General features: G+C 63.9%; 16 protein-coding genes. 3 read left to right on the plus strand and 13 right to left on the minus strand.

The window, feature by feature from the left end; all coding sequences use genetic code 11:
- The 11 genes from ACEN9F_RS08630 to ACEN9F_RS08680 all read right to left on the minus strand — a co-directional run bounded on the left by ACEN9F_RS08630 (nucleotide 1) and on the right by ACEN9F_RS08680 (nucleotide 14,220).
- Entirely contained in the window at nucleotides 1–768 is a 768-nt protein-coding gene (locus ACEN9F_RS08630; RefSeq protein ID WP_413419627.1) for a GIN domain-containing protein, read from the minus strand.
- Between the two features lie 65 nt (nucleotides 769–833).
- The gene (locus ACEN9F_RS08635) at nucleotides 834–1,034 is read right to left on the minus strand and encodes a hypothetical protein (protein WP_413419628.1); all 201 of its coding nucleotides are present in this window, start codon (nucleotides 1,032–1,034) and stop codon (nucleotides 834–836) included.
- A 132-nt stretch (nucleotides 1,035–1,166) separates the two neighbouring features.
- On the minus strand, nucleotides 1,167–3,647 hold the full coding sequence (locus tag ACEN9F_RS08640; protein ID WP_413419629.1) for a family 20 glycosylhydrolase: 2,481 nt from the start codon (nucleotides 3,645–3,647) through the stop codon (nucleotides 1,167–1,169).
- A 10-nt stretch (nucleotides 3,648–3,657) separates the two neighbouring features.
- On the minus strand, nucleotides 3,658–5,103 hold the full coding sequence (locus tag ACEN9F_RS08645) for an ATP-binding protein (protein WP_413419630.1): 1,446 nt from the start codon (nucleotides 5,101–5,103) through the stop codon (nucleotides 3,658–3,660).
- Nucleotides 5,096–5,803 (minus strand): response regulator, encoded by a 708-nt coding sequence (locus ACEN9F_RS08650; protein ID WP_413419631.1) that lies wholly within the window; start codon nucleotides 5,801–5,803, stop codon nucleotides 5,096–5,098. The genes ACEN9F_RS08645 and ACEN9F_RS08650 overlap by 8 nt, the downstream gene beginning before the upstream one ends.
- Nucleotides 5,775–7,073, minus strand: coding sequence for an ABC transporter substrate-binding protein (locus ACEN9F_RS08655; protein ID WP_413419632.1), 1,299 nt, complete (start codon nucleotides 7,071–7,073; stop codon nucleotides 5,775–5,777). Before ACEN9F_RS08655 ends, ACEN9F_RS08650 begins: the two co-directional genes overlap by 29 nt.
- Before the next feature lie 95 nt (nucleotides 7,074–7,168).
- A complete protein-coding gene (locus ACEN9F_RS08660) occupies nucleotides 7,169–9,790 on the minus strand; it encodes a TonB-dependent receptor (RefSeq protein WP_413419633.1) in 2,622 nt (873 codons plus the stop codon).
- Between the two features lie 42 nt (nucleotides 9,791–9,832).
- Entirely contained in the window at nucleotides 9,833–10,972 is a 1,140-nt protein-coding gene (locus ACEN9F_RS08665) for an ABC transporter ATP-binding protein (protein ID WP_413419634.1), read from the minus strand.
- A gap of 96 nt (nucleotides 10,973–11,068) precedes the next feature.
- Nucleotides 11,069–11,935, minus strand: a complete 867-nt coding sequence (locus tag ACEN9F_RS08670) for a carbohydrate ABC transporter permease (RefSeq protein ID WP_413419635.1) — start codon at nucleotides 11,933–11,935, stop codon at nucleotides 11,069–11,071.
- Nucleotides 11,936–11,945: 10 nt separating this feature from the next.
- Nucleotides 11,946–12,860 (minus strand): carbohydrate ABC transporter permease, encoded by a 915-nt coding sequence (locus ACEN9F_RS08675; protein WP_413427004.1) that lies wholly within the window; start codon nucleotides 12,858–12,860, stop codon nucleotides 11,946–11,948.
- Nucleotides 12,861–12,969: 109 nt separating this feature from the next.
- Nucleotides 12,970–14,220: an ABC transporter substrate-binding protein gene (locus ACEN9F_RS08680; RefSeq protein WP_413419636.1), complete on the minus strand. Its 1,251-nt coding sequence runs from the start codon at nucleotides 14,218–14,220 to the stop codon at nucleotides 12,970–12,972.
- Between the two features lie 468 nt (nucleotides 14,221–14,688).
- Here ACEN9F_RS08680 and ACEN9F_RS08685 point away from each other — a divergent pair, with 468 nt between their 5' ends.
- A complete protein-coding gene (locus ACEN9F_RS08685; RefSeq protein WP_413419637.1) occupies nucleotides 14,689–17,361 on the plus strand; it encodes a TonB-dependent receptor in 2,673 nt (890 codons plus the stop codon).
- Here the strand turns inward: ACEN9F_RS08685 and ACEN9F_RS08690 are convergent.
- Entirely contained in the window at nucleotides 17,358–18,245 is an 888-nt protein-coding gene (locus ACEN9F_RS08690; protein ID WP_413419638.1) for a LysR substrate-binding domain-containing protein, read from the minus strand. The genes ACEN9F_RS08685 and ACEN9F_RS08690 overlap by 4 nt on opposite strands.
- 77 nt (nucleotides 18,246–18,322) lie before the next feature.
- Here ACEN9F_RS08690 and ACEN9F_RS08695 point away from each other — a divergent pair, with 77 nt between their 5' ends.
- Nucleotides 18,323–18,724, plus strand: coding sequence for a CidA/LrgA family protein (locus tag ACEN9F_RS08695; protein ID WP_413419639.1), 402 nt, complete (start codon nucleotides 18,323–18,325; stop codon nucleotides 18,722–18,724).
- The gene (locus ACEN9F_RS08700; RefSeq protein WP_413419640.1) at nucleotides 18,721–19,404 is read left to right on the plus strand and encodes an LrgB family protein; all 684 of its coding nucleotides are present in this window, start codon (nucleotides 18,721–18,723) and stop codon (nucleotides 19,402–19,404) included. The genes ACEN9F_RS08695 and ACEN9F_RS08700 overlap by 4 nt, the downstream gene beginning before the upstream one ends.
- Here the strand turns inward: ACEN9F_RS08700 and axe2C are convergent.
- Nucleotides 19,391–20,437: a bifunctional acetylxylan esterase/glucomannan deacetylase AxeC2 gene (gene axe2C, locus ACEN9F_RS08705; RefSeq protein WP_413419641.1), complete on the minus strand. Its 1,047-nt coding sequence runs from the start codon at nucleotides 20,435–20,437 to the stop codon at nucleotides 19,391–19,393. The two genes, ACEN9F_RS08700 and axe2C, sit on opposite strands and share 14 nt — an antisense overlap.
- Between the last annotated feature and the right edge of the window lie 15 nt (nucleotides 20,438–20,452).

The following is a 20,452-nucleotide window of genomic DNA, read 5'->3' on the forward strand; positions in this document are numbered from 1 at the left end:
TTACTTCCAAATTACCTTGCCCAAACCGTCAACGCTCACGTTGCGGTTCAAAGGCTTGCCATAAACAATGACCGATCCAAGGCCGCTCAAGTTCAGCGTCACGTTGGTCTTGGCGTTGACGGTTGCGTTGCCCAGCCCGCTCATGTCGACGTTGACGGCGTCGGCCTGGAACTGCTGCGCATTCAGGCTGCCCAGGCCGCCCATGCCGGCCTTCAGCAACTTGCCGCGCCCGCCCAGCGTGATGGAGCCGGCGCCGCCCAGGTCCAGCTCGACGTTGTCGTTCTCGCTGACCCACAGGTGCATGCTGCCGACGCCGCCCAGCTTGGCCTTCAGCATCTTGTAGTCACAGACCACCTTCATGCTGCCGGCGCCGTCCATCGCCAGTTCCAGTTCCTCGCCGCTGAAGCCGTTGATCTCGGTCGAGCCGACGCCCTCGGACACCACCTCCCGCAGCATCGGCAGCACCAGCTCGGCGCGCATGCTGGAGCCGCCCAGCCGGATGCCGCGGCCCTCGGTCTCCAGGTGCAGGGTGTCGCCCGCCTGCGAGGCGGTCAGCTTTTCCAGGTTGCGCTTTTCCCCGATGAGCTTGAGCGAAGGCGTGTCGCCTTGCCGCAACTTCAGGTTGATCACGCCGTCGATCTTGACGCGCACCACGCGGGCGTCGATGGCGATGACGCGTGTCTCGGTGGCGTCGTCGGCTGCCTCGGCGCGGCCGAACAGGGCGCAGAAAGCGGCAAACAGCAGGCCAAGTTGGAAAAGCTTCTTCATTGTCGGGTTCCTCTATGTTGTTCTGAGAAGATTCTAGCAATCTTTGCTGTAAAGATATGCCTGGATTACGACAGATTGGCTTTTTCCACTGCGGTCAGGCGCTTGGCCTTGATCACGACCACCTGCATCGGCGCCTGGGCGGCGGCAACCTGCACGGCCGGCTGCAGCGCGACGGCCGCCTGCTGGGCGGCGCTGGCGTAGGCGGTGGCGCCCAGCAGGACGGCGGCGGTGACGAAGATGATTTCCATGTTTTTTGCGATGTTCATGATGCGCTCCTTAAAGTCGTTTCGGTATGTGATCACTATATCGATCACCGCCTCAACGCTCATGCGGATTGCGACGAACTGCACAAAACGGGGCCTGGGCGACAAAAACCCGGGAATGGAGCTAGCTCATCCCTATGGATTGTCGACGCGCGCCACGCCGCCGGAGCGGCCGTTGCGGTCGAAGGCGGCCGCCCGGATCACACCCTTGGCAGCGATCGGCCCCGTGACCTGCCGGCTGCCGGCCGTCGGCGCGCTGCCGTCGGTGGTGTAGCGCAGCGTCAGGCCCGGAATCGCATGATTGACCAGCACCTTGCCGCCGTCCAGCATCAGGCCGGGCGGCGCGATGCGGTAGCGGACGTCCTTGCGCTCCAGGTCCAGGCGCGGCAACAGCCGCTGCCCCAGCACATTGACGAAACCGGACCACGCGGCGCGGTGCAGCGCCGCCGCCCTGGCCGGATCGGCTTCCGTGGTCCAGGCGGGATCCCCCGCCCAGGCGCGTTCGGCGACCGCCATCAGGCGCGGCATCAGCAAGTAATCCAGGCGCCCGGCATCGCGCACGGTTTCGGTGAACAGCGTTGCCTCGATCCCGCGTATGCGCCTGCGTCCGGCCTCGGTCAGGCGCGGATCCAGCGGCACGAAGTCATACACGGTATCCAGGTCGACATAGGCGCCCCAGTTGACGCCCGGCTCCTCCGGATTGGGATTGGCCGCCATGTCGAGATACATATTGGTGACCGGCGCCAGCACGATGTCGTAGCCGGCATTGGCAAGGCGGGCCGCGAAATCCTCCGCACCGGGCGTGTTATTCCAGACGTACAGGCTATAGCCGCGTCCCAGGAAGCGCGGATTGGGCACTTGCGCCGCACCGTCGCGCCGCGCGCCCATCTCCTCCCAGCCCGAAGCGAACATGCCCTGCTTGCGCAGGATGCCGTCGACCCGGTTGTAGAAGTAGTCCCACAGCGCCTGCATGTCCGCCAGTCCCTCGCGCTGCATCAGCGCGCGGCTGACGGGCGACATCTCCCACGCGCCGGTGGGCAGCTCGTCGCCGCCCATATGCATGGTCGCCAGCGGCACGCCGGCCTCGCGATGCAGCGCCGCGACCTGCGTCACCACCTGTTCGATGAAGGCGTAGGTGGACTCCAGGCCCGGATTGATCACATGGTCGGTGTACTCCTGCGGCGAACGGTACACCGAGCGATCGTCAAAATCGTGCAGCAGATACTGGGATGCACCCTGCTCGCCCGCAGCCTGCAAGCGCTTGTAGCGCGCCTCCATCGCCTTGACGGCGGCGCGGGCATGCCCGGGCATCTCGATCTCCGGTATCACGTCGATATGCCGCGCCGCCGCGTAGCGCAGTATCTCGACGTAGTCCGCGCGTGTGTAAAAGCCGCTGCCATGCGGATCGTCCGCGCGCGGGCCGGAGCCATAGACCGGCGGCAAGCGCACGCCCTCCTTCGCGCTATGCCCGCGCACCGCGCCGATGCTGGTCAGCTCCGGCAGACCCACGATCTCAAGCCGCCAGCCCTCGTCGTCGGTCAAATGGAAGTGGAATTTATTCAGCTTATATGCCGCCATCAGGTCCAGCACCTTGAACACCACCTGCTTGGGCTGGAAGTTACGCGCCACGTCCAGCTGAAAGCCGCGATACGCAAACCTCGGCGCATCCCTTACCGCCACCCCAGGCAGTGTCAGTGCCGACATTCGGACACGAGCTCGTCCGTCTGGCAGCGGCAGCAGGTCGTGCAGCGACTGCAAGCCGCGCGCAACACCGGCGGCGCTGTTGCCGACGATGCGGATGCCGTCGCCCGCGCTCACAGTCAGCGTGTAAGCCTCAGGCGTAGCCTGCCCTGCAACCGGGGCGATGCCCAGCGCCAGCGTTGCCTGAACACCGCTTGCCGCGCCATCATGCGGCAAGTAGCGGGCGAACAGCGCCTCCGCAGACACCGATTCGTTCTGCAGGCCTGGGCCGGCAATCACCTTGGGCGCCTGCGTCAGGCGCAGTTGACCGCCGCCCGTCGTAACCTCCAGCGGCGTCGGGAAAACCGGCGGCAGCGCGCTGGCCGGCAGCACATCGGCGCGCGCATTGCGGCGATAGGTATCCTGCGGCGTCACCAGCGCATGCCTGGCGTCGTCGCGCTTGAGCTGCTCCGGCCGTGAAGGCAGCAGCTGCTTGAAGTCGTCGATGGCGATGGCCTCATCCGGCCGCGCGTCAAACACCAGGTAAGGCCCGGACGGCGCGCGCGCCATCTTGATGACGAGGTTGGGATAGTAGTAGTCGACGTCCAGCGTCCGCCCCGCAGCCAAACCCTTGAAGCCCGCCGCCGGCCGCACGCGGAACAAGCCGCCGCCCACCTGCTCCAGCAGCAGATTGCCATCCAGCGGCCCGGTCGACACGCCATCCATGCAGTTAAAGTAAATCGCCCATCCCTGCGCCGGCAAGGCATGGCCGGGCAGCGCGGTCACGCTCAGGCGTGCCTTGGTGCGTCCGCCCTGCGCGCCGAACTCGTTGCGCAACACTTCCCACTGCATCCTGACCTGCGCGGAAGGCGCAGCCCATGCCGTACCTAACGTGCTGGCCGCCAGTACCAATGCTGCGATTATCTTGACTTGCATAGAGCGCTCCTCATGCCGGAAGCCGAATGGTGGCGTTCAAGCCGCCCTCGGGATGATTCTCTAGAATCAGCTGGCCTCCGTGCGCCTCGATCACGCTGCGCGCGATCCCCAGCCCCAGGCCCATGCCGCCATCGTTCTGCTCGCGGCCATGCGCCAGCCGCACATACGGATCGAACAAACTCGCAAACGCATCCTCCGGCACGCCCGGTCCGTGATCGCGCACCGCGATCGCCACGGCGCCAGGCTCGCTACGCACGCTGATCTCCGCGCGCTTGCCGTAGAAAAGCGCGTTGTCCAGCAGGTTGCCGATGGCGCGCTTCAAGGCCAGCGGCTTGGCCCGCACCGACAGGCCGGATTCCGCAAAGCCTACTTCATGCCCGGCCAGCCGCGCGCTGCGCACCAGACGGCCCAGCAATGCATCCAGCTTCACCTCCGCCGGGTTCTCGTGGATGTCGCTATCCTTCACGCATTGCAGCGCGCCCTTGACCATCATGTCCAGTTCATCGAGATCTTCCTCGAACTCGTTGCGCAGCGCTTCATCGTCCAGCAGCTCCGAGCGCAGCTTGAGGCGCGTGATCGGCGTGCGCAGGTCGTGCGAAATCGAGATGAACAAACGCTCGCGGTCCTCGATGTAGCGCTGTATGCGCTCGCGCATCGCGCTGAAGGCGCGCGCCGTGTTGATGAACTCCCGGCTGCCCGTCTCCGGCAGCGGCGGCGCATTCTCATCCTGGCCGAAAGCGGCGGCGGCATCGGACAGCGCGGCCAGCGGACGCGTGATCCAGCGCACCACCAGTATGCACAGCAGCAGCACCGCCGCCAGCGACAGTCCTTGCAGCGCAAGGCGATCCCATGCCAGCGGATCGTTACTGCTCAAGAAGTACGGATTCGGCATCAGCGCCGCCATGTACAGCCAGTTGCCCGGCTCAAGCTCGGTCTGGATCACTAGTATCGGCGCGGGATCCGGCTGCAGCAGCAGGATGTGCTGCACCCAGGCGTCCGGCAGGTCGTTGAGGCGCACGTCGCCTTCGGAGACGATCAGCTCGTCCGGCCACGCAAACGCCAGATGGAAGCTGGGCGAATGCGGCAGGTCGCTTTTCAGCGTGGCGCCGACGGTCGCCATCACGCCGGTCGCCAGCGGATGTTCGGCGATCGGCTTGACCGGCACGTAGGCGTGATTCAGGTTGACGAAGAAGCGCGTGCCACCCATCTCGCGCAGCTGCTGGATGGTCAGCTGGCGATAGCTCGGCGGCAGGCTGCGGAAGAAACGGATCGCACCGGATGCGCTATGCGCCACGTACTGCGCCGCCGATTGCGCCTCCACCTGCGCCTTGGCCCGCAGCTGGCTGGCCCAGATCGCGCTCGCGGCCAGCTGCGTGACCAGCAGCCCCGCCACCATCACCAGCGACAAGCGGCCCAGCAATGACGCCGGCCAAATGCGCCGCAGGCGATCAAGCATGCGACACGCTGACGTCCGCCGAGAACACGTAGCCGGCGCCGCGCACCGTCTTGATCAGCGCCGGCTGCTTGCCGTCGTCGTTGAGGCGCAGGCGCAAACGGCTGATCTGCACGTCCAGCGAACGGTCGAGCGGACCGGAATCGCGGCCGCGCGTCTCTTCGCACAATACGCTGCGGTCAAGGATCACGCCCGGATGCTCGACAAAATACTTCAGCAGCTGGAAATCCAGGCCGGTCAACGCCAGCGGCACGCCCTCGCTGTCGATCACCTTCCGCTCCAGCAGATCCAGCGTGAAGCCAACGAAGCGATAGTAGCGCGCGGACGGCGCCTCCAATGCGGTGCGGCGCAGGATGGCCTTGATGCGCGCCAGCAGCTCGCGCGGGCTGTACGGCTTGGCGATGTAATCGTCCGCCCCCAGCTCCAGGCCGACGATGCGGTCCGTCTCGTCCGAGCTCGCGGTCAGCATGATGATCGGCACATTGGAGCGCTGCCGCACCTGCTTGCACAGCGCGAAACCGTCGGTATCGGGCAGCATCACGTCGAGGATCACCAGCGACAGCTGGTCCGTATGCGCATGCAGCTCGGCCAGGAAGCTCTCTCCGTTATGCGACAGCAGCACCTCGTACTGGTTCTTCTCCAGATAAGTCTTGAGCAGCACGCGGGTCTTTTGGTCATCGTCTACGATCAGTATCTTGCGCACCGTGTGCTCCCTGGCTTCTGAGGTTGAATAGTCGGAACAGCACCCCAAGGCGCCGCTGCGCCTCGGCCGGCGCGGTCCTGTCGTCTAGAAAATAGCGGTGTATCTCGGCGATGATGGCGTCGCGGCTCGCCTCGTCGGTCGCCATGCGGTGCACCAGGCTGGGCGCCTGCACCGCCGCGCCCTGCCCGAACGCCGTCCACGAAGCGCGCCCGCAGCTGTCCATGCGCGACGGGTCGGCATCGCGCCGCACCGGCACCGAGCCTTTCAGCGCGTTGTATTCGACCTGCACCGGCGGCGACACCAGCAGCCGCGCCATCTTTTCCTGCGTCGGCATATGGCGGTAGTCGCCGGCGAACATGGTGAAGGTGTCGACGCTGTACAGGTGATACTTGCCGGTGCCCGGCGCCGTGCCGCAGGCGAAGTCCTCGTCCAGCACCATGCCCATGTCGCGCAGCTCGGGCTTGGCCCAGTCGCCCATGATCATCATGCCGGCCTCGCGCCGCGCGAACTGGCGCGCCACATCCGGCCATGAACGCTCGTCAACCTGGCCGCCGCTCCAGCCCTTGATCGTGCGCAGCCGCTCCAGCGCCTGCGCCGTGCGGCGGTCCGCGGCAGCGGAAGGATCGCGCCGCACAAACAGCTGGCGATAGAATTCCGGTCCGCTCTCGGCCAGCACCAGGTTCTCGAACAGCGCGGCGACCTGCCACGACTCGCTGCTCTGCGCCAGCGGCGTCACACCGGCGGCCTTGAGCTTCTGCGCGACGTTCTCGAAATCCGCCCAGCTTTGCGGCAGTGACAATTTGAGCTGCGCGAACAATGCGCGGTTATAGAACAGCGTATTCACGCGATGGATGCCGACCGGCGCCGCCACCACGTGCTTGCGGTGCGTGATCAGCGTCTGGATGGTCGGGAACAGCACGCTGTTCCAGTTCGCGGCGCTGGCCACGTTGTCGATCTCCAGCAGCAGGCCCAGGTCGGCCCACTCGGCGATGGAGGCGCCGATGATCTGCGTGACCTCCGGCGCATCGCCGGCCAGCACGCGGCTCTTGAGCACCTTGCCCGCGCCCAGTCCCGCGCCGCCGGGGATGGCGGCGTCCTTCCATTCGATGCCCTCGTCGGCCGCGCGCGCGGCCAGCAGGTTGGCCGCCTTGCGCTCGCTGGGCGAGGTCCACCAGTGCAGCACTTGCAGGGTCGCCGCGGCAGTCGCGGATTGCGCGACCAGGCAGGCGGCCAGCAAGCCGCAGGTGGAACGAAGGCGTAACCGGATCACTCAGCATCCCAAACGGAAATAATGACATGATTGTAATGGAAAAGCCCGACACCATGAAATGGAATCGGGCTGCACCTGTGGTTAAAAAAACGCTATCAGAACTTGGCTTTCAGGCCAACGCTGTAGCGCGCGCCGTTTTCGTACACGCCGACCGGCAAACCGTCGGTGGTATTGGTGCGGATGACTTCATTACCGATGTTGACCGCCGTGAGATAGACGCTGATCTTCGGCGTCACGTCCCAGCTGGCCGACGCATCCCACTGGCCGTAGGCGCTGGTGACATCCTGCCCACCCTCGTCCAGCGCGCCGTATGCCTTGGAGCGGTAGTTGTACGACAAGCGCGCGCTGTAGCCGTTCTTCTCCCAGAAACCGGTGACGTTGGCCTGGTTGCGCGAGTTGCCGATCACGTTCAGCTTGCGGCCCGCCGCGTTGGCGCCGGTCTTGGCGTCGGTGAAGGTGTAGTTGACGATGGCGCCGAAGCCGCTGGTGAAGGCCTGCTGCCACTGGAATTCCAGGCCGTTGACCGTGGCGCCGTTGTTGGCGTTGTACGGGCGGGTCACCGAACGCTGGACGCCGGCCACATTCTCGGTCGCGGTCTGCGAATAGATGAAGGTGTCGAGCTTCTTCGCGAACAGCGTCGCCGACAGCAGCGAGGCATCGGCGTAATACCACTCGGCGCCGATCTCCGCCTGGTTGGCGTGGTAAGGCTTGAGCAGCGGATTGCCCGAGGTGGCGGCGTTGGTGGTGCCGCTGACTTCCGTGCTGGCGCTCAAATCGCTGTAGGTGTTGCGCGCCATGACACGGGCCACCGCGCCGCGCACCAGCAGGTCCTTGTTGACGCTGTAGACCGCGTTCAGGTTGGGCAGCACGTCGGTGTAGCTGCGCGTTACATTGCCCAGCACGTAGTTGCCGTTGCCGCTCAGGTCCTGGTAAGCCTCCGAGGTCTGGTCGGTCTTGACCACGCGCGCGCCGAAATCGCCGCGCCACTGGCCGGCCGCGAAGTCTGCCCGCACGTAGGTGGCGTAGATCTTTTCCTTGATCTTGTAGTACTCGCCCTTGGCTTCGTTGTAGACCATGCCCTTGTCGTACATGGCAAAGCCCTTGGAGTAGGCCAAGCCATCGTCCACCCATGCGTACTGCGTCAGCGAACCGGCGCTGGCGGCCTCCTGGCTGAGCAGCGGCGAAGCGCCGGTCGACAGGTCGGACAGCGAGAACGACTGCCAGCCGGTGCTGCCCGGGCCGACGGTGCCGATGGTGCGGCGGTTCTGCACCGTCGTATCGCGGAACTTGGCGCCGACCTTGATCGCCTTGAAGAAGTCGCCGTTCAGGTCCAGCGTCAGGTCGCCCTGCGCGTAGTTCTCCTTGGTCTCCATGCGGCGGATCCAGTCGCGCGCGTTTTGCAGCGTCAGCTTGCTCGCGTCCAGTGGGTTCATGTCCAGGTACTTGACCTCATAGGTGTCCGGCGCGATATTGAAGGTGGTGCGGGTATTCCCCGTGAACCAGAAATTACGGTCATGGTCGCTGCCGCCGGAGCCCTTGGTGGTGCCGGCCTGGCCGTGGAATTTCCAGTTGTCGCCATCGTAGGTGCCGTCCAGGTCCAGCACTTCCGACTTGATGTAGGACTGGCGGAAGATAGGTTCGAACGACACGCCGCCCGTCGGACCAACCGTGCCGCCGACCAGCGCCTTGGTGCCGTCGGAGGTCGTGATGAACTTCGGATTGGACACGGCGATATTGCCCTTCGCATCCGCCAGGCCGCCGGCCTCCCAGAGGTAGTTCTGGTTGCTGTTGTCCATGCTCATATCGGAGTTCATGTAGTTCAGCGTGATGTCCGTGTTGGCGTTCGGACGCGCTTGCAACGTCAGGTTGCCGGTGGTGCGCTCACGGTCCTGGCGGAAGATCGCCGAGCCGCCGCCCCACGATGCATATGCGCCCGGCGTGACGACGCCGTTCTGGTCGACGATGTTGTACTTGGTCGAATCGGTGAAGTTTTCCAGGCCGTCGCGGCGCATGGTGCGCTTCTGCTGGCTCAGCGCGATCAGCGCGCCGAAGGTCTTCTGCTCATTGGTCCAGCTCAGCAAGCCCGAAAACTGCGGATCGGTCTTCTTCGGCAGTTCGCTGTAGGTCGCTTCGGCCGACACCTGCGCCACGAATGGCTTCAGCTGGAACGGCTTGCGGGTCTTGACGATCACCAGGCCGCCGATGCTGCCCTCGTCCAGATCGGCGGACGGGCTTTTATACACGTCGATGCTGCCGACCAGCTCCGACGCCAGGATGTCGTAGTTGAAGCCGCGGCTCTGCGAATCGTTCTTCCACCAGTAGCCGGAGGCCACGGCCTGGCCGTTCAGCTGCGTCAGGTTCAGGTTCTTGTCGGTGCCGCGCACGAAGATGTCGCGACCCTCGCCCCAGGTGCGGTCCACGGAGATGCCCGGCACGCGCTGCAGCGAGTCGGCCACGTTCTTGTCGGGGAACTTGCCGACTTCCTCGGCGGTGACGGTGTCGATCACATTGCCCGCATCGCGCTTCTCCGCCAGGTTGCGTTTCAGGCGCTCGCGGATGCCACGCACTTCAACGGTTGCGGTTTCTCCAGCCGGTACAGCTTCGGTGGTCTGTGCCTCTACGGGATCTGCTGCGTAGAGGTGCGGCGCAATCGCTCCGCCCAGTGCCAGCGCGATCAGGTTGGGTAGTAGTTTTTTCTTAAGTACCGGCTTGCTCATTCAATTCTCCCTGTTTTAAAAAGTAAAGAACCGCTCTTGATGTCAAACGCTGCGCATGAAGCTGCGGGCGGACGACACCATATTTCCCGGACGCAGACGCCGCCGCGCCTGCCCTCCTTCGTCAAACACGTGGAAGGCGGTGCTGTCGGCCGAGAAGACGATGGACTGTCCGATCTCGACGTGGCGCTCGCCATCCCCGCGTATCACTACGTCTTCACCGCCTTCGCGGCTGACGTAGATGTAATTGGCTTCGCCCAGGTGTTCGACCACACTGACCTCGCCGTTAAACACTTCCGAACCGGCCCGCGATTCCTGGATATGCTCGGCGCGCAGGCCGAGCGTGACCCTGGAACCGATGCGCATGCCGCTGCCGTCGACCGCCGCACGCACCGATTCGCCGCTCGGCAACAGCACCAGTACGCCGTTGGCGTGGGCTTCGGCGACGGTGCCGGCCAGCAGATTCATTTTCGGCGAGCCGATAAAGCCCGCCACGAACAGGTTGCGCGGCTGCTGGTACAAGTCCAGCGGCGTGCCGGCCTGCTGGATCTGCCCTTCGTGCATGACGACGATCTTGTCGCCCAAGGTCATCGCCTCGACCTGATCGTGGGTGACGTAGACGATGGTGGCGTCCAGCTGGCGGTGCAGCTTGGCGATCTCCAGCCGGGTTTGCACGCGCAATGCCGCGTCCAGGTTGGAGAGCGGTTCATCGAACAGGAACAGGCGCGGCTCGCGCACGATGGCGCGGCCGATCGCCACGCGCTGGCGCTGGCCGCCGGACAGTTCGCGCGGCAGGCGTTCCAGCAGGTGTTCGATTTTCAGCGTGGCGGCGGCCTGGTTGATGCGCGCCTTGATCGCCGTCTTGTCCTTGCCGGCCACCTTGAGGCCGAAGGCCATGTTCTGGTACACCGTCATGTGCGGATACAGCGCGTAGCTCTGGAACACCATCGCGATGCCGCGTTCCGCCGGCGGCAAGTGGTTGACCACTTGGCCGCCGATTTCCATGCTGCCGCCGGTGATGTTCTCCAGGCCGCACAGCATGCGCAGCAGCGTGGACTTGCCGCAGCCGGACGGCCCGACCAGCACGACAAACTCTCCATCCGCGATATCCAGGTCGATGCCGGCCAGGACGTCGGTCTTGCCATCGTAGGATTTACGCAGTTCTTTCAGGCTGACACTTGCCATTACATTTCCTCATTCAAATCAAGTCACCGTCGCTCCCGCGCACGCGGGAGCCCATGCTGAGTATGGATTCCCGCATGCGCGGGAATGACGCTGGGGTTATTTCACCGCGCCCGCTGTCAGGCCGCGAATCAGTTGGCGCGAGAAGACCGCGTACAGGATCAGCATCGGGATCACCGCCAGCGACAGCGCCGCCAGCACGGAATTCCAGTCGGTGACGTACTGTCCGATGAACTGCTGCACGCCCAGCGTGACGGTCTTGGTACGGTCCGACGGCGCCAGGATCAGCGGGAACCACAAATCGTTCCAGGCCGGGATCATGGTGAACACCGCCACCGTGGCGACGGCGGGACGGATCAGCGGCAGCACCACCTTGAAGAAGATCTTCACCTCGCCGACGCCGTCGCAGCGCGCCGCGTCCTTCAGCTCCGACGGCACCTGCCGCATGAATTCGGACAGGATCATGACCGCCAGCGGCAGCCCCTGCGCCGTATAAACCAGCACCAGCGCCGTCAACGTATTGACCAGGTCCAGCTTGACCATCAACTCCAGTATCGACACCGTGCCGAGGCGGATCGGGATCATGATGCCCAGCGCGAGGAACAGCGTCAGCACGCGGTTGCCCATGAAGCGGTATTCCGACAGCGCCCATGCCGCCATCGCGCCGAACAGCACGATGCAGAACAACGCGGCGAGCGTGACGACCAGGCTGTTGCCGAAGTAAAGCAGGAAGTTGGTGCTGGCCAGGACCTTCTCGAAGCCGATGAAGGTCAGCGATTCCATCGTCGGCAGCGCCAGCGGATCGTCGAAGATCGCTTCGCGGCTCTTGATCGAGTTAATCAGGATCAACGCGATCGGGAACAGCGCCAGCACGGTGTAGGCGATCAGCGTGGCATGCACCATCAGGCGGCCAAGGTCGATGCGCCGCATCAGCGGGACGGGAGGATACATGGCGATTGCGGTCATGGCGCGGTCCTCACAGTGCGAAGCGGGTCAGCCTGCGCTGGACACCGACGAAGTAAACACCCACCCCGGCCAGGATCACCAGGAACATCAGCGTGGCGACGGCGGAACCCAGATACGCATTGCCGACCTGCGCCTGGTAGCCGAAGAAGGTCCGGTAGAACAAGGTGCCCAGAATGTCGGTCGAATAGTTCGGCCCGGCCAGCGCGCCCTTGATCGAGTAAATCAGGTCGAACGCGTTGAAGTTGGCGACGAAGGTCAGGATGGTCACCAGGCCCAGCGTCGGATAAATCAGCGGCAGCTTGATCTGCCAGAAGATGCGCATCGCGCTGGCGCCTTCGACGTGCGCCGCTTCCACGATTTCGTCCGGCACCGCCAGCAGCGCGGCATAGATCAGCATCATCGGCATGCCGACGTACTGCCAGACCGAGATCATCGACAGGGTCGCCAGCGCGGTCTCCTCCTGCCCGATCCACGGCGCGAACAAGCCGGCCAGTCCGGCAAAGCCCATCAGCTTCTCACCCACGCCCCACAGCGGCGACAGGATCAGCTGCCAGATAAAGCCGATGATCACCACCGACAGCAGCGTCGGCAGGAAGATCAAGGTGCGGTAGGTACGCGCGCCGCGCAGCCCCTTCAAACTAAACAAGGTGGCCAGCAGCAGGCCGATCGGATTCTGCAGCAGCATATGAAGGCCGAAGAACCTGGCGTTGTTGAGCATCGCGTTCCAGAAGCCGGCCGACCAGTCGGGATCGAGCAGGATGGTGCGGAAGTTCTCCAGCCCGACGAAGACGACGGCGCCGCTGTCGTCCGCGCTGAAGAAACCCTGCCCCAGCGTCTGCACCAGCGGCAGCGCGCTAAACAGCGCGTAGATCGCCACCGCCGGCGCCAGAAACAGCAGCAACTGCCAGGGCCGCACCGTATTCACCTCATGTTTCAAGACTGCCTCCAGAATTCGGACAAAAAAATGGCCGGCACCGCGCCCGGCGCCGGCCTGAATGGATCACACACAATCAAGGGGAGGGATTAGTGTGACACTACTTTTGCTGTGGCTTGTACCACTTGGCAAAACCGTTCTGCAGCTTGGCGGCGGCATCTTTCGGCGCCAACTTGCCGTTCAAGACCTGTGCGTTGATGTTCCAAAGCTCGCTCTCCATGCTGGGTTGGCCACGGTTCAGCACCTGGGCGTTGAAGCGGATGGTCGACGCGCAGCTGTTGCGCCACTCGGCCATCTGCTTGGCCACCGGATCGCGCACCGCGATCAGATGGTTGGACAGCGAGAAGAAACCGGTCACGCGGTTGGTGTAGATGTCCGCGAACTCCTGCGATCCCACCCATGCCAGGAACTTGTAGGCGTCGTCCTTGTTCCTGGACTTCTTGTTGATGCCGATGCCGATGTCCATGTGGTCCGAGATGAAGCACGGGTCGCCCGCCTTGCGCACCGGCGGCGCGAACGCGCCCAGTTCCAGGCCCGGCGTCTGGCTGAAGTAGGAGATATCCCAGGAGCCGGTCGGGTAGATTGCCGCGCGGCCCAGCGCAAACTGGTTCTGGCTGTCGCCGTAGGTCTGGGCGCTGGCGCCCTTACCCAGGTAGGTGCCCATCTTCGCCTCGAACTCCAGCGCCTCGACGAACGGCGCGTCGGTCAGCCTGGCCTTGCCGGCGATGAGCGCCTTGCGCCCTTCCTCGCCGCGCCAGAAGTTCGGTCCGATATTGGTGTAAACCATTTGGCTCGATTCCCACTGGTCGGCCGTGCCCAGCGCCAGCGGCACGACGCCGCCCTTCTTCAGCGATTCCAGCACGGCGAAGAACTCGTCCGCCGTCTTCGGCGGCTGCAGGTTCAGCTTCTTGAAGATCTTCTTGTTATATAAGAAGCCGTGGATCACCGAGGCGACCGGCATGCAGAAGGTGTCCTTGCCGTCGTCGGTCTGCCAGGCCACCGTTGCCGTTGGCGCGAAGTTCTGCATGCCGCCCTTGCCGTCCAGCTTTTCGAGATGCCCCTTCTTATATAGCGACAGCGAGACGTCGAACGGACGGCAGGAGATCAGGTCGCCCGCCGTGCCGCCGGCCAGCCGCGCGGCCAGGCTGGAGTCGTATTCGGTCGGCGCGGTCGGCGCGAACTTGACGTCGATACCGGGATGGTTCTTTTCAAACGCCGGCAGCAAGACCTTTTCCCACAGCGTTTTATCGTCGACGCGCCAGCTTTCGATCACCAGCGTGCCGGCCTGGGAGGCCTGCGCGGAGAACATGGCGAGCAGCAGAGCGTGTCGAACAATCCGGCGTAATTGCATGTATGTGTCCCTTTTGCGTAGCTTTGTTTACAACGATGAATTCATCTTAGCATCGCATTTTCCGTTACGGAATCGACAATCACGACAAAGCTAAGTGATTGAATTCATTCATAAAACCATATTAAGAAGTTACATTTCCTAACCCCGCCGGGGCTCTACCGGGCAGGGCGGCGTGCGCCCACTAGGGACTTTGCAACGCTTCGCAAGAAAAGCTTACAAAACTTAACAAAAAGGTTGCGCCGTTGTTGTTGGGAGACGCCAACCCGCTGTACGCGGAGCGTGTTTAGTAAATCTGATTAAACTGCGCCGCCAAATTTGGATTCGTTTGACCATCAAAAATAGCAAGCCAATACTCGGGGTTGTCAGATTGCCATACCCGTAGCGCGGCCGCCTCCGGGGCATAGCGACTGCCCACAATTCCAAAAACATCAAGGAGACAAAATGCTTCAACCTACGAGAAGGACTCTCATGAGTCTTGCCGTCGCCAGCGCCTGCGGTTTCATGAACATGAGCGCATATGCGCAAGCCGGCGCCGACAACGCAAACGGCGACGCGCAAGCCGCCACCACCGCTGCGGCCGCGGCTCCGGTGGTCGGCAACCCTGACCAGATCCCGGAAGTCAAAGTCACCGCGACCCGCTATTCAACCTCGCTGCTGAAAACCCCGCTTGCCGTCACGGCGCTGAGCCAGGACCAGTTGACCCGCAAAGGTGCCACCAGCCTGCGTGATCTGAGCGGCGAAATGCCCAACGTCGTGATCGAAAACACCGGCCTCGATTCGGCTGTGCAGATCACCATCCGCGGCATCACCTCGACCAACTTCACCGAGACCGGCGACCCGGCGGTCGGCTTCCACGTCGACGGCATGTATTCGCCGCGTCCTCAGGGTGCGCAGGCGCTGATGTTCGACCTGGACCAGGTCGAAGTGCTGCGCGGCCCGCAAGGTACGCTGTTCGGCCGCAACTCCACCGGCGGCAGCATCAACGTGATCCCCGCAAAACCCGATTGGACCGGTAACTACGGCAAGGCCGATCTGGATCTCGGCAACTACGACAAGAAGCAGCTCTCGCTGGTGCAAAACGTGGTCGTCAACGACTCGCTGGCACTGCGCGGCACCTTCATGAAGGTGAAACGCGACGGCTATGCCAACCAAAAACGCGACCTGAGCGAAGCCAACGCGCCGGCGCTGGGCTGGATCCCGAACGGCAAGCCGGACGTCGACCAGCGCTTCAACAGCGTCATCGGCCCGAGCGACTACTACACCAACCAGAACGAATGGGCCGGCCGCATCTCCGCCCTGCTGAAGGTGAACAAGGACGTGACCGCGAAGGCGGCCTACGAGGAATTCCAGGACTCCAGCGCCGGCGGCGCCGCTTTCCGCGATTGCGATGCCGGCGCAGGCACGCGCTATGCCTGCACCGACCAGGGAAAATGGGACATCAACGTCAACGTGCCTGGCCATATCGACATGAAGATCCGCACGCTGCGCACCGGCGTCAACTGGAACATCAACGACCACACCAGTTTCGACTACACCTTCCAGCTCGCCGACCAGCGCCGCTCGGAAATCACCGACGACGACAAGGGGCTGCAAAACGCCGCGCCGTTCCAGATCAACGGCGCCTATCCGAATTCGGTCGACGGCAACTGGGGCACCTGGCCGCTGACCGATTCCTTCCACCGCACGCTGGATTCGCGTTACCTGTCGACCGTACATGAGGCGCAGCTCAAGCAGCAGCTGGGCAACGTGCAGTATGTGGCCGGCCTGTTCTGGATGCACGAGCGGAACAACATCGACTACGAGATCACCAACACCATCCAGAAGCCGTACGGCGACGTGGGCAGCGTGCTGTATCACCAGCCCAACCGCCAGGTCGACGCCAAGGCCGCCTTCGCGCAAGCCGACTGGAAGTTCATCCCGACCTGGACCGCCACGCTGGGCGCGCGCTACAGCGTCGACAGCAAGGAAGACAAGGGCGGCGAAGTCTATGGCGCCAACTGGAAGGGCGATCCTGCCTATTACAACGGCTGGTACTCGCAAGGCACGCCGGGCACACCGGGCTTCCACGTCCACGATGGCACCGACCTGGCGCCGGGCATGGGCGGCAGCGTCGGCGCCTACCACCTGTATGGCGCGCCGACTTCGAACGACCATAAGCAGACCTGGAACAAGATCACCTGGCGCGCCGGCCTGCAAAAGCAGATCGACAACAACAAGATGGTCTACGCTTCCGTCTCCACCGGCTACAAGGCCGGCGGCTTCGCCGACAAGACCGACAGCTGCAACTATCACAAGTGCGCGGACGGCAAACCGGGCGTGGTGACCTTCCTGCCGTATGAGCCGGAGACCGTGACCAACTATGAGCTGGGCTTCAAGGGCAAGTTCCTGGAAAATACGCTGAGCCTCTCGGCCACCGCCTTCTTCATGAAGTACAAGGGCATGCAGTTGACCGGCACCTACTTCGTCAACCAGATCATCCCGGACAACGGCCTGCCATGCCCGGCCGACCAGCCGAAGTGCGACGTGTATGAAACCTGGCGCACCATCAACGTCGGCAAGGTCAATATCCCCGGCCTGGAACTGGAATGGGACTACAAGCCCTGGCGCGGCGGCCGCATTGGCGGCGGCTTCGCTTACATCAACACCAGCGTGCACGACTTCAACTCGTACAGCGACGACTACCAGTGCGATGTCCGTACCGAGCTGGGTCTGCCGGCCTGCCCTGCCGTCTACAACGGCACGGACAAGACGCTGCTGGGCCGCCGCCTGGCCAACATCGAGGGCAACCACCTGCCGAATACGCCGAAGTACCAGTTCAACATCAACTTCTCGCAGGAGTTCGGACTGGAGAACGGCTACAAGGTGATCCCGTACGTGAAGGTGAACTGGCGCGACAAGGCTTACTTCGACCTGCTGAATTCGGACTTCGCCCACGTCGGCCGTTACCAGAAGGCTTACGCGATGGGCGATGCGTCGATCCGCCTGGAAGCACCGGAAGACAAATGGCACGCCGAGCTGTATGTGCGTAACATCTCCGACAGCCACGCCAAGACCAGCACCGATTCGGCCTTCGGCGGCTTCATGCGGTCGTACTTCGTCGAGCCGCGCATGTTCGGTGTCCGCGTAGGCGCCAACTACTAAGTCCCGGAACGGACCAGGTCCAGCCAGGCGCGCGCGGCGAACGAAAGATGTCCGCCGCGCCGCCAGGCCAGCATCAGGTTCCAATCCAAAGCCGGTTGCTCCAGCGTCGCCACGGAGAACCGGCCCTTGGGCAGGGTATCGCAAAAGATTTTCGGCAGCAGCGCGATACCCACGCCCAGCCTCACCAGCGAGGCCACAAAATCCCATTGGCCGCTACGGCTGCTGATACGCGGCGTGAAGCCTTCGCGCAGGCAGGCGGCGGTGACGATTTCGTTCAGCGCAAACGATTCCGCATAGAAGATGAAGGAGCTGTCTGCCAGCTCGCGCAGCGCCACGCCGCGGCGGCCGCGCCATTCGGAATCCCTGGACGCCAGCAGGCATAAGGGCGAACGCACCAGCGGGAAGGAATCGAACTCCTGCCAGATGCCGGCGTTGGCCGGATGATCCAGCATGGTGCCCATTTCCAGCGTGCCGTTGCGCAGGTCCGTTTCGATCGACTGCGATCCGCCTTCAAACAGTTTGAGCTCGATCTGCGGATGACGGCGGTGATAGGCCGCCAGCAAAGGCGCCAGCGGCGCGTGCGCCTGCTGGGTGACGCCGATGCGCAGGTCGCCGCGCCGCAGCTGCTGCAGGTCCGCCAGTTCCACGCCCATATCCTCGTGCATCGCCAGCAAGGCGCGGCCGCGCTGAAGCACCACCTTGCCGGCGTCGGTCAAGGTGAAGCGCTTGCCGACGCGGTCCAGCAGCACCAGGTCGAGCGACTGCTCCAGCTGCTGGACCATCTTGCTGACGGTGGGCTGTGTGACGTGCAGGCGCTCGGCGGCGCGGCTGAAGCTCTGCTGCTCGACGACGGCGACGAAATAACGCAGCGCGCGGATATCCATGATCTATTCCAAATTAGAATGATTTTCATAATTTTAATTCATTTTATCTTTTATGGATCGCCACCTAGAATGGTTCAATGAAACGCATTCTCTACACTCTGATGCAGGTGCTCGGGCTGATCGCCACCTGGTACGCCGCCGACCGCGCGGCCGCCTGGCTGCACCTGCCCTTCTCCGGCGGCGTGGTCGGCCTGCTGGCGATGGTCGCCCTGCTGCTGGGCGGCGTGCTGCGCCCGGCCGCCATCGAGCACGGCGCGGACTGGCTGTTGTCGAACATGCTGCTGTTCTTTGTGCCGCTGGTGGTGTCGGTGGTGCAGTTCACCGGCCTGCTCAAGAGCGATGGCCTGCGGCTGTGCGCCGCGATAGGGCTGGGATTCATCTGCGTGCTGACGGCGACGGCGTTCACCGTCGAGTGGGTATGCCGCCTGGAGCGCGGCATGCGCCTGCGCCGCTTGCGCGCGCAACGGGCGGCGGCATGAAGCCGCTGCTGTTCCTGCTGCTGACACTGGGCCTGTTCTATGCGAACCAGGCCTTGCACCGTCGCTATCCTTATTTCTGGCTGGCGCCGGCGATCTCCACCTCGGCGCTGCTGATCGCCGTGGTCCAGCTGTCGTCCACGCCGTTTCCCGAATACTTCGGCGATACGCGCTGGCTGTCGTGGCTATTGGGGCCGGCAACGGTGGCTTTCGCGATGCCGATCTACCAGTACCGTGATTTGGTGCGCAAGCACTGGCTGGCGCTCACCCTTGGCAGCTGCGCCGGCATCGCCGCATCGCTGACCAGCACGCTCCTGCTGGACCGCTTGCTGGGTCTCCACGGCAGCACCGCGCAAAGCCTGCTGGCGCGCTCGGTGTCCACGCCGTTCGCGCTGGAGGCGACGCAGCACCTGGGCGGCTCGGCGCAGTTGACAGGCCTGTTTGTCATCATCACGGGAATCTTCGGCATCCTGCTCGGCCAGCTGCTGCTTGGGCTGCTGCCGCTGCGCATGCGCATCGCCAGGGGCGCGCCGCTGGGCGCCGCGGCACACGGCTTCGGCTTGAGCAAGGCGCGCATGATCGGTCCGCAGGAAGGCGCGGTCGCCAGCCTGACCATGATCTTCAGCGGCATCCTGATGGTGTTGCTGGCGCCGATACTCAGTACGCTGCTTACCAGTGCATGATGGCGCGTATCTGCGGCAGCAGGTCGTTGGCCATCCTGACGTTCTGCTCCCTGGTCGGATGACCGTCGGTGGCGTCGCCCGGATAGCCGGTTGACGCGATGGCGTGCACGCGCGGATCGCCGACGCGGCGCACCGTTTCGGCGATGTAGCCGGCCAGCGTCGCGTGCTTCTCTCCGGTCAGGATACCGCCCTCGGTCAGCATGACCTGCGCGCGCGGATGATCCCTCAGCAGCGTTTGCACCAGCTTGACGTAGGCTTCCACATAAGGCTCGCGCTCGGGGATGCCGGGCGCCATGTCGTTGGTGCCGATGGCGCTGACAATCGCGTCGGGTTCATAATTCTTTTGGTCCCATTGCACCGGGTGCAGCTTGTCCGCGATCGTCAGCTGGTAGTAATCGGCCAGGTTGAGGTCATCGGTCTTGTTGTCCCAGGTGCGCACCAGGCCGCGCCCGCCGTAGCAGACCAGCTGCACTTGCGACTTCAGATCGCGCGCCATCAGCATGCCGTAGGAGGCACGCGGATTCCACCATGCAGGCTCCTTCTTCGCGCCGGGCACGCGGTCGATGGCTTCGCCGCAGGTGATCGAGTCGCCCAGCACCAGCAGCTTGCGCTGCGGGAGCTCGGGCGGCTGCTTCCACTCTCCATCGGTATCGAAATTTCGTAGCGCGGCGATGCCGTGCCAGGTTTCGGAACGGTTGACGATTTCGACGCTATGCCTGTCCGGCTGGTCGGCTTCGAACAGGGCCAGCGTCTGCCTGCCTTGCGCCAGATGCAGCTTGCGCGGCTCGCCGCCGTCGACGATCACATCCAGGTAGTTGCGCTCGCCATCGGCTTCCACCTCAACGCTCAGGCGCGAACCTTCAAAGTTCAGGTAAAAGCTCACGCCCGGATAACCGAACCGCACGCTGCCATCGGCGCCAACCTCGCTGCGGCCCATGCGGGCCACGCGCGCATCAGCCGCCGGAATCGGCGCCGCCATCGCCGGCATCGCGGCGCAAAGCACGGCGCAGGCGGCCCACAATCGGTATCGCATTCACACTCCCATGCT

It is taken from the genome of Duganella sp. CT11-25, assembly GCF_047302815.1.
Lineage (GTDB): Bacteria > Pseudomonadota > Gammaproteobacteria > Burkholderiales > Burkholderiaceae_D > Rugamonas.

What these genes read in the sequence shown, in the direction of transcription:
- ACEN9F_RS08630 (WP_413419627.1), bottom strand. Translation starts at nt 768, where the DNA reads ATGAAGAAGCTTTTCCAACTTGGCCTGCTGTTTGCCGCTTTCTGCGCC.
- ACEN9F_RS08635 (WP_413419628.1), bottom strand. Translation starts at nt 1,034, where the DNA reads ATGAACATCGCAAAAAACATGGAAATCATCTTCGTCACCGCCGCCGTC.
- ACEN9F_RS08640 (WP_413419629.1), bottom strand. Translation starts at nt 3,647, where the DNA reads ATGCAAGTCAAGATAATCGCAGCATTGGTACTGGCGGCCAGCACGTTA.
- ACEN9F_RS08645 (WP_413419630.1), bottom strand. Translation starts at nt 5,103, where the DNA reads ATGCTTGATCGCCTGCGGCGCATTTGGCCGGCGTCATTGCTGGGCCGC.
- ACEN9F_RS08660 (WP_413419633.1), bottom strand. Translation starts at nt 9,790, where the DNA reads ATGAGCAAGCCGGTACTTAAGAAAAAACTACTACCCAACCTGATCGCG.
- ACEN9F_RS08665 (WP_413419634.1), bottom strand. Translation starts at nt 10,972, where the DNA reads ATGGCAAGTGTCAGCCTGAAAGAACTGCGTAAATCCTACGATGGCAAG.
- ACEN9F_RS08670 (WP_413419635.1), bottom strand. Translation starts at nt 11,935, where the DNA reads ATGACCGCAATCGCCATGTATCCTCCCGTCCCGCTGATGCGGCGCATC.
- ACEN9F_RS08680 (WP_413419636.1), bottom strand. Translation starts at nt 14,220, where the DNA reads ATGCAATTACGCCGGATTGTTCGACACGCTCTGCTGCTCGCCATGTTC.
- ACEN9F_RS08685 (WP_413419637.1), top strand. Translation starts at nt 14,689, where the DNA reads ATGAGTCTTGCCGTCGCCAGCGCCTGCGGTTTCATGAACATGAGCGCA.
- ACEN9F_RS08690 (WP_413419638.1), bottom strand. Translation starts at nt 18,245, where the DNA reads ATGGATATCCGCGCGCTGCGTTATTTCGTCGCCGTCGTCGAGCAGCAG.
- ACEN9F_RS08695 (WP_413419639.1), top strand. Translation starts at nt 18,323, where the DNA reads ATGAAACGCATTCTCTACACTCTGATGCAGGTGCTCGGGCTGATCGCC.
- ACEN9F_RS08700 (WP_413419640.1), top strand. Translation starts at nt 18,721, where the DNA reads ATGAAGCCGCTGCTGTTCCTGCTGCTGACACTGGGCCTGTTCTATGCG.
- axe2C (WP_413419641.1), bottom strand. Translation starts at nt 20,437, where the DNA reads ATGCGATACCGATTGTGGGCCGCCTGCGCCGTGCTTTGCGCCGCGATG.